The 12982-nt window shown below is 66.6% G+C and carries 13 protein-coding genes and 1 other RNA gene; 10 read left to right on the forward strand and 4 right to left on the reverse strand.

All coding sequences use genetic code 11. From position 1 onward, the window contains the following. Positions 1-387, reverse strand: a transfer-messenger RNA (tmRNA) gene (ssrA, locus tag DWF00_RS08985). Between the two features lie 60 nt (positions 388-447). Continuing rightward, on the reverse strand, positions 448-732 hold the full coding sequence (locus tag DWF00_RS08990; protein ID WP_114827264.1) for a PepSY domain-containing protein: 285 nt from the start codon (positions 730-732) through the stop codon (positions 448-450). Positions 733-923: 191 nt separating this feature from the next. On the opposite strand from DWF00_RS08990, the gene DWF00_RS08995 reads away from it, so the two are divergent. The 7 genes from DWF00_RS08995 to DWF00_RS09025 all read left to right on the forward strand — a co-directional run bounded on the left by DWF00_RS08995 (position 924) and on the right by DWF00_RS09025 (position 7077). Continuing rightward, positions 924-1718: a thymidylate synthase gene (locus tag DWF00_RS08995; protein WP_114827265.1), complete on the forward strand. Its 795-nt coding sequence runs from the start codon at positions 924-926 to the stop codon at positions 1716-1718. Next, positions 1715-2197: a GNAT family N-acetyltransferase gene (locus DWF00_RS09000; protein ID WP_114827266.1), complete on the forward strand. Its 483-nt coding sequence runs from the start codon at positions 1715-1717 to the stop codon at positions 2195-2197. The genes DWF00_RS08995 and DWF00_RS09000 overlap by 4 nt, the downstream gene beginning before the upstream one ends. 4 nt (positions 2198-2201) lie before the next feature. Next, positions 2202-2714, forward strand: coding sequence for a dihydrofolate reductase (locus DWF00_RS09005; protein WP_114827267.1), 513 nt, complete (start codon positions 2202-2204; stop codon positions 2712-2714). A gap of 149 nt (positions 2715-2863) precedes the next feature. Continuing rightward, the gene (hflK, locus tag DWF00_RS09010) at positions 2864-4024 is read left to right on the forward strand and encodes an FtsH protease activity modulator HflK (protein WP_114827268.1); all 1161 of its coding nucleotides are present in this window, start codon (positions 2864-2866) and stop codon (positions 4022-4024) included. Then, a complete protein-coding gene (gene hflC, locus DWF00_RS09015) occupies positions 4021-4971 on the forward strand; it encodes a protease modulator HflC (RefSeq protein WP_114827269.1) in 951 nt (316 codons plus the stop codon). Before hflK ends, hflC begins: the two co-directional genes overlap by 4 nt. A 20-nt stretch (positions 4972-4991) precedes the next feature. Next, positions 4992-5183 carry a DUF2065 domain-containing protein gene (locus tag DWF00_RS09020; protein WP_114827270.1) on the forward strand — a complete coding sequence of 64 codons (192 nt, stop codon included), beginning with the start codon at positions 4992-4994 and terminating at the stop codon, positions 5181-5183. Positions 5184-5535: 352 nt separating this feature from the next. After that, positions 5536-7077: a Do family serine endopeptidase gene (locus DWF00_RS09025; RefSeq protein ID WP_245973804.1), complete on the forward strand. Its 1542-nt coding sequence runs from the start codon at positions 5536-5538 to the stop codon at positions 7075-7077. 60 nt (positions 7078-7137) lie between these two features. On the opposite strand, the gene serB is transcribed toward DWF00_RS09025, so the two are convergent. Beyond that, positions 7138-8067, reverse strand: a complete 930-nt coding sequence (gene serB, locus DWF00_RS09030; RefSeq protein WP_114827271.1) for a phosphoserine phosphatase SerB — start codon at positions 8065-8067, stop codon at positions 7138-7140. On the opposite strand from serB, the gene miaA reads away from it, so the two are divergent. Further along, positions 8024-8968: a tRNA (adenosine(37)-N6)-dimethylallyltransferase MiaA gene (gene miaA, locus DWF00_RS09035; RefSeq protein ID WP_114827272.1), complete on the forward strand. Its 945-nt coding sequence runs from the start codon at positions 8024-8026 to the stop codon at positions 8966-8968. The two genes, serB and miaA, sit on opposite strands and share 44 nt — an antisense overlap. 111 nt (positions 8969-9079) lie before the next feature. On the opposite strand, the gene DWF00_RS09040 is transcribed toward miaA, so the two are convergent. Then, complete coding sequence (locus DWF00_RS09040; protein WP_114827273.1) at positions 9080-10540, reverse strand: GGDEF domain-containing protein; 1461 nt, start codon at positions 10538-10540, stop codon at positions 9080-9082. A gap of 347 nt (positions 10541-10887) precedes the next feature. Between DWF00_RS09040 and DWF00_RS09045 the strand changes: the two genes are divergently transcribed. Beyond that, positions 10888-12648, forward strand: a complete 1761-nt coding sequence (locus tag DWF00_RS09045) for an acetolactate synthase 3 large subunit (protein WP_114827274.1) — start codon at positions 10888-10890, stop codon at positions 12646-12648. Between the two features lie 64 nt (positions 12649-12712). Beyond that, positions 12713-12982: an AbrB/MazE/SpoVT family DNA-binding domain-containing protein gene (locus tag DWF00_RS09050; protein WP_181832462.1), complete on the forward strand. Its 270-nt coding sequence runs from the start codon at positions 12713-12715 to the stop codon at positions 12980-12982.

Consider the following 12982-nt stretch of genomic DNA (forward strand, 5'->3'; position numbering starts at 1 on the left):
AGTGGAGGCTTCTGTTGCCAGGCGCCTCCGAGCCCCGCCTTACGCGGCTAAACGCAAGGACTTTGGTTTGGGAACCAGCACCGCTTACGCGGCGACGGCAACCCGAGCATTGTTGTCGTTGGCAACTATGCTTTTGGCCCGATAACGGCGGAACCATGCCGAGCAAAAGAACGACCTTTACACCCTCGTCGATCCTATTTCGCCCCCGCCGCAGCCCTGCGACCGGAAGGCCGCGGGCACCCTGTTGCTCGCGCCGCAGGGCTGTGGTGGAGGCGCCGGGTACCGCCCCCGGGTCCGAAAGGCTTATTCCGACGTCCGTTTATCGCCATAGCCGTTCTTGCGAGCGGCAAAGCGAATATAGGCACTGAGCGCGCGCGGGGAAAGAGAGCATGTCGCTTGCCGGCACATATCTGCGATTTCCCTGCGGTTATCCCCGCTGCTGCGCTCTCAGCGCGACACCTCGCCGCTATGGGCGTCGATATCGAGCGCTATTTCCTCGTCCTCGCTGTCGCGTCCGGCGATTTCCCAGCGGCTGCCGGACAGTGCCATCTCCTCGATGCGGGTGATGCCGTAGTCCCAGGCGATGTCCCGGGCCTGGCGCTGGTCGATTCGGATATAGGGCGGCTTCGCGGTTGATCGATCCATCCCGACCGGGGAGGCGGCGGGCGTCGCGCTCGCCGTGGCGAGGAAGAGAAACGAAAGGCAGGCCATCCCACCGATGATCATTGGCATGCGCCTCTGCTGTTACGGTGGGCGCCATTAGGAACGGAATTGCGGCTGGGGTTCGGCGGTGCCGGTCACCTTTCTGCGCGCTTTGTTAACGCGGAGCGCCGGGCTTCGTGAGCGCGCCATGCCGTGATCGCCTTTGGACAATGCGTTTCAACGGCTTGGGTGAGGGGGCCGAATCCGGCTAAAGCTCGGCCATGCGCCAGTATCACGATCTCTTGCAACGCGTCCTGAGCGAGGGCATCCGCAAGGACGACCGCACCGGCACCGGCACGCTCGCCGTGTTCGGGCACCAGATGCGCTTCGACCTGGCGCAGGGCTTCCCGCTGGTCACGACCAAGAAGCTGCACCTGAAGTCGATCATCCACGAGCTGATCTGGTTCCTGCGCGGCGACACCAACGTGAAGTACCTGCAGGAGAACGGCGTCACGATCTGGGACGAATGGGCCGACGCCAATGGCGATCTCGGCCCGGTCTATGGCAGGCAATGGCGCTCCTGGCCGGCGCCGGACGGCACGACCATCGACCAGATCGCCTGGCTGGTGAACGAGATCAGGCGCAACCCCGATTCGCGCCGGCTGATCATCTCGGCCTGGAACCCGGCCGACATCCCGAAGATGGCGCTGGCGCCATGCCATTGCCTGTTCCAGTTCTTCGTCCTGAACGGCAAGCTGTCCTGCCAGCTCTACCAGCGCTCGGCGGACGTCTTCCTCGGCGTGCCCTTCAACATCGCGAGCTACGCGCTGCTGACGCATATGGTGGCGCAGGTCACGGGCCTGGGCGTCGGCGATTTCGTGCATTCCTTCGGCGACACGCATCTCTACGTGAACCATCTCGACCAGGCCCGGCTCCAGCTCAGCCGCGAATTGCGGCCGCTGCCGCGGCTGACGCTCAATCCCGCTGTGACCAAGCTCGAGGATTTCAGCTACGAGGACGTGGTGATCGAGGGCTACGACCCGCATCCCGGCATCAAGGCGCCGATCGCGGTATGACCCTCACCATCCGCCCCGCGAAGCCGGACGAGGCCGGGCTCGTCCTGAGCTTCATCAAGGCTCTCGCCGAATACGAGCGGCTGGCGCATGAGGTCGACGCGACCGAGGCGATGATCGCGGACGCGCTCTTCGGCGCCCATCCGAAGGTGTTCTGCGACATCGCCGAGTGGAACGGAGAACCGGCCGGCTTCGCGCTCTGGTTCTACACCTATTCGACCTTCCGCGGCCGGCACGGCATCTGGCTGGAGGACCTCTTCGTCAATCCGGAGCAGCGCGGCCGCGGCATCGGCAAGGCGCTGATCGCGGGGCTGGCCAAGCGCTGCCTCGACGAGAAGCTGCCGCGACTGGCCTGGTGGGTGCTGAACTGGAACGAGCCGTCGCGGGTCTTCTACCGCTCGATCGGCGCGACAGCGATGGACGCGTGGACGGTGAAGCGGCTCGATGGCGAGGCGCTTGAGCGGCTCGGGCGGGGAGGCTGAAGGCATGGCGCTTCCCATCGTGCTCATCGCGGCCATCGCCGATAACGGCGTGATCGGCGACGACAACCGGCTGATCTGGCGGCTCAAGACCGATCTCCGACGCTTCCGCAGCCTGACGCTCGGCCGGCCCGTGCTGATGGGCCGCAAGACCTTCCTCTCGATCGGCAAGCCCCTGCCGGGACGCGAGACCATCGTGCTGACGCGCGATGCCGGTTTTCGCGCCGAGGGTGTCCATGTCGCGCACTCGCTGGGGGAGGGGCTGGAGCAGGGACAGCGCCTTGGTGCGGCGATGGGCGCGGATTCCGTCGTCGTCGCCGGCGGCGCCGACGTCTATGCGCAGGCCCTGCCCGTTGCCGACAGGCTGGAGCTGACCCTGGTCCATGCCGAGCCTGGCGGCGACGCGGTTTTCCCTGAATGGGGCCGGGCGGCGTTCGACAATACCAGCCGCGAAGACCACCCCGCCGACGCCGATAACGAGCACTCATTTACCTTTGCGACCTATCGCCGCCGCGATTAACCAGCTTTCCGTTGACGATGGAGGGGTTGCGCCGTTGACGAATTCGTGTCCGATGACCAATTCACGGGCTCGGCTCCCAGACGGGCGCTGACAAACAGCCGCCGTTCGCCTATTGCACGGCAGGTCCAGCAGTGAGGAACGGCGCAAGTATGCCTTGGAGCAACCAGAGCGGCGGTGGCGGTGGGGGTGGACCCTGGGGCCAGCGTGGGGGTGGCGGTGGCGGCGGTCCATGGGGCCAAGGCCCGGGCGGCGGCAGTGGCGGCGGTTCGCCGCCTGACCTCGAAGAAATCCTGAGGCGCAGCCAGGACCGGCTGAAGAACCTGATTCCCGGCGGCGGCCTTGGCGGCCGCGGCATCATTCTCGGCATCCTCGTCCTGATCGCGATCTGGCTGATGACCGGCTGGTACATCGTCCGTCCGAACGAGGTCGGCCTCAATCTCCGCTTCGGCAAGTTCATCGGCAAGACCGGGGAAGGCCTGAACTACAACTGGCCCTATCCGATCGGCAGCGTGATCAAGCCGCAGGTCACCAATGTCAGCAACACGGAAGTCGGCTTCCGCACCCAGGAATCCGTGCGCAGCTCGCGCCAGACCGACGTGCCGGAAGAGAGCCTGATGCTGACCGGCGACGAGAACATCGTCGACATCGACGCGATCGTGCAGTGGAAGATCGACCAGACGGCGCCTGAGAACTACGTGTTCAACATCCAGGACCCGCCGGGCACCGTGAAGGCCGTGGCCGAGAGCGCGCTGCGCGAGATCATCGGCCGGCGCAACATCCAGCCCGTCCTGACCACCGATCGCGGCGCGATCGAGACCGAGACGCGCCAGCTGATGCAGGACACTCTCAACAGCTACAAGGCCGGCGTGCAGATCAACCTCGTGCAGCTCCAGAAGGTCGACCCGCCGCAGCAGGTCATCGACGCGTTCCGCGACGTCCAGGCGGCGCGCGCCGACCAGGAGCGCTTCCAGAACGAAGCCCAGACCTATGCCAACCGCGTCGTGCCCGAAGCGCGCGGCCGTTCGGCGCAGCTCGTGCAGTCGGCTGAGGCGTTCAGGGAGCAGACCGTAGCCGAGGCCATCGGTCAGGTCAGCCGCTTCAACGCCGTCTATGAGCAATACAAGGCGGCTCCCGGCGTGACGCGTCAGCGTCTCTTCCTCGAGACGATGGAACGGGTCTATGGCGGCAGCGAGAAGATCATCATCGACCAGCAGCCGGGCGGGCAGGGCGTCGTGCCGTACCTGCCGCTGACCGAGCTGCAGCAGCGTCGCCCCGCTCCGGGCGCGCCGCAGACGGGAGCCGTGCGATGAACGGCTCCGTCCTGCGCATCGGCCTGCTCGCCCTCGTGGCGATCGCAGCCATCGTCTTCTACGCCGCGACCTTCGTGGTTGAGCAGACCCGGTCGGCCCTCGTGCTGCGCTTCGGCGCGGTGCGCAGCGTCGTCACCGAGCCCGGCCTCTACTTCAAGCTGCCGGCGCCGTTCGAGCAGGTCATCCTGCTCGACAACCGCATCCTCGACCTAGACCTGCCGGCGCAGGAAATCATCGCCTCGGACCAGAAGCGTCTCGTGGTCGATGCCTTCACGCGCTACCGCATCTCCGATCCGCTGCGCTTCTACCAGGCGGTCAACAGCGTCCCGCGGGCCAATTCGCAGCTGACGTCGATCGTCAACGGCCAGGTCCGCTCGGTGCTGGCCGAGGCGACCTTCACCTCGATGGTGCGCACCGACCGCTCGCGGCTGATGAACCGCATCCGCGACGACGTGAACCGCGAGGCCGCCCGCTTCGGCATGACGGTGGTCGACGTCCGGCTGCGCCGGGTCGACCTGCCGCAGGCCAACTCGCAAGCGGTGTTCCAGCGCATGCAGACCGAGCGCCAGCGCGAGGCTGCCGAAGCCCGCGCTCTCGGTGCCCAGCAGGCGCAGGAGATCCGGGCCCGCGCCGACCGCGACTCGACCGTCATCGTCGCCGAGGCGCAGCGCCGCTCCGACGAGGTCCGCGGCCAGGGCGAAGGCGAGCGCAACCGCGTCTTCGCCGAAGGCTTCGGCAAGGATCCGGAGTTCTTCGCCTTCTACCGCTCGATGCAGGCCTATGAAGCCAGCATCAAGCCGGCCGACAGGATGGTGCTTTCGCCGGATTCGCCGTTCTTCCGGTTCTTCAACAGCCCGGACGGCAAGATCGCGGGTCAGGCGCCGACGGCAGATGCGGCTCCGGCCCAAGCTCCCGCCCCGGCCCAAGCCCCGGCCGCCAGGCCCTGATCGATAACGAGCGTCGCGATATGTGGGATTTCATCGCGGCGCTCGGCCTCGTTTTTGCCATCGAAGGCATCCTGTTCGCCTCGATCCCGAACCTGGCGAAGGACGCGCTGCGCAGCGCGTCCGAAACGCCGGTCGAGACGATGCGCCTGATCGGGCTCGGCTCGGCAGTGCTCGGCGTGCTCCTGGTATGGCTAGTCCGCGGCGGCGTCTGAGACCGTTCGATACTTCTACTGGCGCGGCCGTCTGACGCGGCTGTCTGCGCTTCCGGTGCTCACGTACCAAGGTACGCTCCGCTCCGGTTCTCGACAGCCACGCCAGCCAGCTCACGCCAGCGAAGTCTCAAACGGTCTCAGGGCGCCCTAAGCTTCCTGGGCAAATTGAAAGTTTTCCGCCCGTTTTGCCCCGGCGGGGCCCATAAAATGAGCCGGAAAGACCGTGCAAAGCGGCGCGCGCAATGACATGATCGTGTGTATCTTGTGTCGCCCTTCCGCCGCATTTTGAGGTTCAATCTCTCGCCAGCGTTTTGGTCGTCGTAACGGCCCGAATCTTCATGAGGACCCACTGATGGCATTGAAATTCGTCTCCGCTGCTCCCCGGCTCCTGCGGATCGCGCTCATGGCAGGCGTCGCGACGCTGCCTTTGATGACGCTGCCGGTCCTTGCCGAGACGCCGCTGGCGGGTTCGGGCGTCGCCGGTTCGCCCCTCGTCACCGGCCAGATCTCGCTTGCCGACCTCGCCGAGCGCGTCATGCCGGCCGTGGTCAACATTTCCGCCGTGACCACCAGCGACACGCGCAACCGCACCTTGCCGAACCTGCCGCAACTCGGCCCGGACACGCCCTTCGGCGACCTATTCGAGGAATTCTTCAACCGCCGCGGCCGGGGTGGCGGCGAGCAGGGCCAGAACCAGGCGCCGCAGCAGCGCCGCTCGCAATCGGCCGGTTCGGGCTTCGTGATCGACGCCTCCGGCATCGTCGTCACCAACAACCACGTCATCGGCGACGCCAACGAGATCACCGTGATCTTCAACAGCGGCCTGCGCCTGAAGGCCGAGGTGATCGGCAAGGACACCAAGGTCGACCTTGCCGTGCTGCGCGTGAAGCACGACAAGCCGCTGGAATTCGTCAAGTTCGGCGATTCCGACAAGATGCGGATCGGCGACCCGGTGATGGCGATCGGCAACCCGTTCGGCCTCGGCGGCTCGGTCTCCTCTGGCATCGTCTCGGCCCGCAACCGCGACATCCAGCAGGGCCCGTACGACACCTACATCCAGACCGACGCCGCCATCAACAAGGGCAACTCGGGCGGCCCGCTCTTCAACATGGCGGGCGAAGTCATCGGCATCAACACCGCGATCCTGTCGCCGACCGGCGGCTCCGTCGGCATCGGCTTTGCCGTGCCGTCCTCGCTGGCGACCAATGTCGTGGACCAGCTGCGCGAGTTCGGCGAGACCCGCCGCGGCTGGCTCGGCGTGCGCATCCAGAGCGTCGACGACGCCACTGCCGAGGCACTTGGGCTCGGCACGGCGCGCGGCGCGCTGATCGCTGGCATCGACGACAAGGGCCCAGCCAAGCCGGCCGGCCTCGAAGTCGGCGACGTCGTCGTCAAGTTCGACGGCAAGGAGGTCAAGGATTCGCGCGACCTGCCGCGCATCGTCGCCGGCACAGCGGTGGGCAAGGACGTGCCCGTCGTGGTCGTGCGCAAGGGCAAGGAAGAGAACAAGACGGTCAAGCTCGGCCGCCTCGAGGATGGCGAGAAGGTGCAGACCGCCTCGAACCGCCCGACGCCCGAGCCGGCCAAGCCTGCGGTGACCTCGGCGCTTGGCCTCGAGCTTTCCGCCCAGAGCGACGACCTGAAAAAGCGCTACTCGATCAAGGACGGCACCAAGGGCGTGGTGATCACCAAGGTCGATCCCAACTCCAACGCCGCCGACAAGCGCATCCAGATCGGCGAGCTCGTGGTCGAAGTCGGCCAGGAGGCGGTGAATTCGCCCGAGGACGTGACCAAGCGGCTCGACGCGCTGAAGAAGGAGGGCAAGAAGTCGGCCCTGCTTCTGGTCTCGAACGCCCAGGGCGAAGTCCGCTTCGTCGCGGTGACGATGGATTGACGCTTGCCTGGAAGCGAGCGTTCGAAGGGCGGCCGGTTGGCCGCCCTTTTTGTTTGCGGGTCAGCCTTTGACGATCTCGCCGCCCGCATAGCCCTGCGCATAGAGCAGCGCCATCAGGTCGGCATGGTCGAGCCTCGCATCGGCCGCAGCCGCGACCGCGGGCTTGGCGCGGAAGGCGACGCCGAGTCCGGCTTCACCCAGCATGGCGAGATCGTTGGCGCCGTCGCCGACGGCCAGCGTCGCCTCCGGGGCGAGACCGAATTTCGCGCGCAGCTCCAGCAGGCTGTCGAGCTTGGCCTGCTTGCCGAGGATCGGCTCAGCGACCTCGCCGGTGAGCACGCCGTTCTCGGCGATGAGCGTGTTCGAGCGGTGCTCGTCGAAGCCGATCATCGCACTGAGCGGGCCGGTGAAGACGGTGAAGCCGCCGGAGACCAGCGCGGTATAGGCGCCGTTGGCGCGCATGGTACGGACGAGTTCGCGCCCGCCGGGGGTGAGCGTGATGCGCTCGCGGATGATCTCGTCGACAACGTCGAGCCTGACGCCCTTCAAGAGCGCCACGCGCTCGCGCAGAGCCGGCTCGAAGGCGATCTCGCCGTGCATGGCGCGCTCGGTGATGCCTGAGACCTTCTCCTTCAGGCCGACATAGGCGGCGAGCTCGTCGATGCATTCCTGGCCGATCATGGTCGAATCCATGTCGGCGAGGAAAAGCCGCTTGCGACGCGACGCGGCCGGCTGGACGATGATGTCGATCGACGCGCCGTCAAGCGCGGCGCGGATCTCGGCTTCGAGCTTGCGCGCATCAGCCACATCCGCGAAGAGGTCGGCGGCGATCTCGCCGTCGAGGCGGGCCGACCTGGTCGTACCGGGCACGGCGGCGGCGAGCCGGGACAGCAGGGCGTCGCTCACGAGAGCCTGGCCATGGGCGGAAACGAGCGTGGCGACGAGCATGGAGAATGACCGGGTGAAGCTGGCTTGCAGGGCGGTGCTCATCGCAGGTCCGACCGCGAGCGGCAAGTCCGCCCTCGCCATGGCGATCGCGCAGCGCTTCGGCGGAACCGTCGTCAACACGGATTCGATGCAGGTCTATGCCGATCTGCGCGTGATCACCGCGCGGCCGAGCTTCGAGGAGGAGGCTTCGGTTCCACACCGGCTCTACGGCCATGTCGATGGCGCCGTGAACTATTCGGCGGCGCGCTATGTCGCCGATGTCGTGGCGCTGTTGGCCGAGCTTGAGCACACCGGCTCGCTGCCGGTGCTGGTCGGCGGCACCGGGCTCTACTTCAAGGCTTTGACCGAAGGCTTCTCCGAGATACCGCCGGTGCCCGAGCCGGTTCGCGAGGCTTTTCGCGCTCGCGTCGAGGGAGCGGAGACTGCGGCGTTGCATGCCGAGCTTGCCGCCCGCGATCCGGCGATGGCGGAGCGGCTGCGGCCGAGCGATCGGATGCGGATCATGCGCGCGCTCGAGGTCTTCGAGGCGACCGGGCGCTCGCTGGCGAGCTTCCAGGGTGCGCGCCAGCCGGGGCCGCTCGATGGATCGCCGCTGCTGAAGCTCTTCGTCTCGCCGGAGCGCGAGGAGGTGAGGACGCGGATCGACCGGCGCTTCCTGCAGATGATGGGGCAGGGCGCGCTCGATGAGGTCGCGGCGCTGCGCGAGCGAAGGCTCGACCCGCTGCTGCCGGTGATGCGCGCCCATGGCGTGCCCGGGCTGATCGCCCATCTCGATGGTACGCTCAGCCTGGATGAGGCGATCCGCAGGGGGCAGGCCGATACGCGCGCCTATGCCAAGCGGCAGGTGACCTGGTTCCGGCACCAGATGGCGGGCTGGCACGCGGTTGCGCCCGAGGTGGCGCTTGATTTCGCGCTGCGGGAGTTACCTCAGCCCTCATCCTGAGGAGCGGACGAAGTCCGCGTCTCGAAGGATGCTCCAGTGGTGCTGTCACCGCGAGCTGGAGCATCCTTCGAGACGCCGCTGCGCGGCTCCTCAGGATGAGGGCTGAGTGTTTCACGCCGCGACGGCAATATCAGCTCCAGCGAGGCGGATGCAGTTGCGGCCTTCGTGCTTGGCGCGATAGAGCGCGGCGTCGGCCCGGGCAAAGAAGTCGGCGAAGCTTTCCTCGCTCTGGCGGATCGCCACGCCGAGGCTGGCGCTGACCTGCAGCGCCACCGTCTCCGAGACCGGCAATTGCTTGATCGCGAGCGCATCCTGGATGCGCTGGGCGATGCGCAGCGCGGCGGCTGCGCTGGTGCGCGGCAGGAAGACGGCGAATTCCTCGCCGCCGAAGCGCCCGACGAGGTCGCGCTCGGGCCGGACCAAGCCGAGCAGGAGATCGGCGAAGGCGCGGATCACGGCGTCGCCGGCGGCGTGGCCATGGCTGTCGTTGACGCTCTTGAAATGGTCGAGGTCGACGATGATCAGCGAGGCATCGTCGCCATCGGCCGAGCAGGCGGCGATCTCGGCATTGGCCTTCTCGGTGAAGGAGCGCCGGTTGAGCAGCGCCGTCAGCGGGTCGGTCTCGGCGAGGCGGCGCAGCTCCTGCTCGCGCTCCTCGCGCTGGCCGATCTCGTGCGAGAGGGCGCGGCGGGTGGCGCGCTCGCGGCCGATCTCGAGCGCCAGCGTCGCGGCCCGGCTCTGCAGGGTGAGGTTGGCGATCATCAGCTCGGTGATGTCGGTCAGCGTCATCACGAGGCCGTCGCCGAGCGGCGCGAGCGCGAGCTGGAGCCAGACCTCGCGGCCATTCACCGTGAAGCAGGCCTCGAACATGTCATGGCGCCTGAGCTCTATGACATAGAGGCAGCGGCGCCAGACCATGTTGTCGGCCAGAAAAGGGAGGCAGGCGCGGGCGTCGCTGTCGAGCAGCTGCTCGTCCTCGTGGCCGGCGATGATCGCGGCGCGGCGGTTGGCGGTGATGATGACGGTGCGCTCGATATTGCCCTCGGCGTCGCGCACGGCGCGCAGCGCCACGATGCCGCAAGGCGAGGTTTCGAGCACGGTCGTGAGCAGCTCCTCGCGGAATTGCAGCGGGCGGCTGAAGACGACGAGGAAGCGCTCGCCAGTCGCGGCGGTGGTCGGCAGGATCAGGCGCTCCCAGAGGCAGACGCGGTAGGTCTTGAGCGAACGGTGGACGGTATAGGCCGGCTGCCCGTCGGCGAGCGCGTGGTCGTAGCATTCGGCGGTGAAGCGGGCGACCTGCGGCGACATTTGCGAGATGCGCTCGCCCGACCGGTTGCCGCCGACATAGCGGATGATCTCGCGGCCGTAATGGCCATAGGCGTAGTCGCCGTCGCCGGTGGGGACCATGATCATCAGGTCGTCGCCGAACTCGGCCATGACCTCCTGGCAGAGCGCCTCATGCGGGGCGCCGGCCTCGCCCTGGGCGAGACGCGTGAAAAGGCGGAGCAGCTCGGCGACTTCCGGTGCGTGGGCGCGCTCGACGATGTTCTGGGTATGCACTTCCTGATACATGGCGATCCCGTTCCGAGCTTGGGAAGGTTAGCAGCGCCGTCTTGAAAAAGTGTTCCCTTGCGTCACCTGATTTTCCGCAATGCAGCAAATCACGCTTGCGCATGGCAGGGATGACGCGGCCTTCTTCCGGCTTGACCGCGCTCGGAGGCTCGGCTAGCTTGCCGCAATATCTGCAAAGGGTGAGACGCGCGATGCGCAAGCTTATTATCGTACGGGTGCGCTGGTAGGGGCCGGTTATTCATAACCGCGCGTCCCCGACGCCAGCGCACGTCCAGGCCCCTCCGAGGGCCTTTTTTATTGCCCGCTTTCCCCCCAAGACCGATCTGAAGAACCTGCAGGAGAGTACCATGAGCGAGATGATGACCGGCGCCGAGATGGTCGTCCGCGCGCTTCAGGACCAGGGCGTCGAGCACTTGTTCGGCTATCCAGGCGGCGCCGTGCTGCCGATCTACGACGCGCTCTTCCATCAGGAGAAGGTCAAGCACGTGCTCGTCCGCCACGAGCAGGGCGCGGTCCATGCGGCCGAGGGCTATGCGCGCTCCTCGGGCAAGGTCGGCTGCGTGCTCGTCACCTCCGGGCCGGGCGCGACCAACGCCGTCACCGGCCTGACCGACGCGCTGCTCGACTCGATCCCGGTCGTCGTCATCACCGGCCAGGTTCCGACCCATCTGATCGGCTCCGACGCGTTCCAGGAATGCGACACGGTCGGCATCACGCGCTCCTGCACCAAGCACAACTACCTGGTGAAGAGCATTGCCGACCTGCCGCGCATCCTGCACGAGGCCTTCTACGTCGCGGCCAATGGCCGGCCCGGCCCGGTCGTCGTCGACGTCCCCAAGGACATCCAGTTCGCCAAGGGCGAATACACCCGCCCGCGCGACAACCAGCACAAGACCTACCGGCCGGTGGTCAAGGGCGACATGGACAAGATCCGCGCCGCCGTCGACCTGATCGCCAAGGCGAAGAAGCCGGTCTTCTATACCGGCGGCGGCGTGGTCAACTCGGGCCCGCACGCCTCGGCGCTGCTGCGCGAACTGGCGCGGCTGACCGGCTATCCGGTGACCTCGACGCTGATGGGCCTGGGCGCCTTCCCGGCGGCCGACCGGCAATGGCTGGGCATGCTCGGCATGCACGGCACCTACGAGGCCAATCTGGCGATGCATGACTGCGACGTCATGATCAATATCGGCGCGCGCTTCGACGACCGCATCACCGGCCGGCTCGATGCGTTCTCGCCGCGCTCGAAGAAGATCCACGTCGATATCGACCCGTCCTCGATCAACAAGAACGTCAAGATCGACATCGGCATCATCGGCGACTGCGCCCATGTGCTGGAGGACATGGTCCGCGTCTGGCGCGAGACCAGCCCGCAGGTCGACAAGGCGGCGCTGAAGAGCTGGTGGGAGGAGATCGACGGCTGGCGGGCGCGCAATAGCCTCGGCTACAAGGGCTCGTCCGAGATCATCAAGCCGCAATACGCGATCCAGCGCCTCTACGAGCTGACCAAGGACCGCGACACCTACATCACGACCGAAGTCGGCCAGCATCAGATGTGGGCGGCGCAGTACTTCCACTTCCAGGAGCCGAACCGCTGGATGACCTCGGGCGGGCTGGGCACGATGGGCTATGGCCTGCCGGCGGCGATCGGCGTGCAGATGAAGCACCCGAAGTCGCTGGTCATCGACATCGCGGGCGAGGCCTCGATCCTGATGAACATGCAGGAGATGTCGACGGCGGTGCAGTATCGCCTGCCGGTCAAGATCTTCATCCTGAACAACGAGTACATGGGCATGGTCCGGCAGTGGCAGGAATTGCTGCATGGCGGGCGCTATTCGGAGAGCTACTCCGCGTCGCTGCCCGACTTCGTCAAGCTGGCCGAGGCCTATGGCGGCCACGGCATCCGCTGCTCGAACCCGGCCGATCTCGACGACGCGATCCGCGAGATGATCGATACGCCCAAGCCGGTGATCTTCGACTGCCTCGTCGCCAAGGAGGAGAACTGCTTCCCGATGATCCCCTCGGGCAAGGCCCATAACGAGATGATCCTGAACGATTTCGAGGGCGATACCGGCGAGATCATCGACGCCAAGGGCAAGCAGCTGGTGTGAGGAGTGGTAAGTCGTCGGTAAGAACGTTATCTTACCGACGACTTACCAGCTGCTGGAGAGCGTCGTGACACGGGCCAAGCTTTCGACAAAAGGGCAAATAGTGCTTCCGAAAGAGGTGCGAGATGCGCTGCATTGGCAGGCCGGGACCGAGTTCGAGGTCGTGACGGAGGGCGAGAGCGTGCGGCTCACGCCCGTTCCGGTCAAGAAGCGCTACACGCTCGATGATCTCTACGGCTGCCTGCCGTATAGCGGGCCGCCAAAGACCTTGGAGGAGATGGAGCGCGGTATTGACGAGGCAATGCGCGAGCGCTGGGCGCGGAAGTCCGGTCTCTGA

It is taken from the genome of Allobosea caraganae, from assembly GCF_003351345.1.
Lineage (GTDB): Bacteria > Pseudomonadota > Alphaproteobacteria > Rhizobiales > Beijerinckiaceae > Allobosea > Allobosea caraganae.

Coding starts and splice junctions, on each gene's coding strand:
- DWF00_RS08990 (WP_114827264.1), bottom strand. CDS start 732: ATGCCAATGATCATCGGTGGGATGGCCTGCCTTTCGTTTCTCTTCCTC.
- DWF00_RS08995 (WP_114827265.1), top strand. CDS start 924: ATGCGCCAGTATCACGATCTCTTGCAACGCGTCCTGAGCGAGGGCATC.
- DWF00_RS09000 (WP_114827266.1), top strand. CDS start 1,715: ATGACCCTCACCATCCGCCCCGCGAAGCCGGACGAGGCCGGGCTCGTC.
- DWF00_RS09005 (WP_114827267.1), top strand. CDS start 2,202: ATGGCGCTTCCCATCGTGCTCATCGCGGCCATCGCCGATAACGGCGTG.
- hflK (WP_114827268.1), top strand. CDS start 2,864: ATGCCTTGGAGCAACCAGAGCGGCGGTGGCGGTGGGGGTGGACCCTGG.
- hflC (WP_114827269.1), top strand. CDS start 4,021: ATGAACGGCTCCGTCCTGCGCATCGGCCTGCTCGCCCTCGTGGCGATC.
- DWF00_RS09020 (WP_114827270.1), top strand. CDS start 4,992: ATGTGGGATTTCATCGCGGCGCTCGGCCTCGTTTTTGCCATCGAAGGC.
- DWF00_RS09025 (WP_245973804.1), top strand. CDS start 5,536: ATGGCATTGAAATTCGTCTCCGCTGCTCCCCGGCTCCTGCGGATCGCG.
- miaA (WP_114827272.1), top strand. CDS start 8,024: ATGGAGAATGACCGGGTGAAGCTGGCTTGCAGGGCGGTGCTCATCGCA.
- serB (WP_114827271.1), bottom strand. CDS start 8,067: ATGAGCACCGCCCTGCAAGCCAGCTTCACCCGGTCATTCTCCATGCTC.
- DWF00_RS09040 (WP_114827273.1), bottom strand. CDS start 10,540: ATGTATCAGGAAGTGCATACCCAGAACATCGTCGAGCGCGCCCACGCA.
- DWF00_RS09045 (WP_114827274.1), top strand. CDS start 10,888: ATGAGCGAGATGATGACCGGCGCCGAGATGGTCGTCCGCGCGCTTCAG.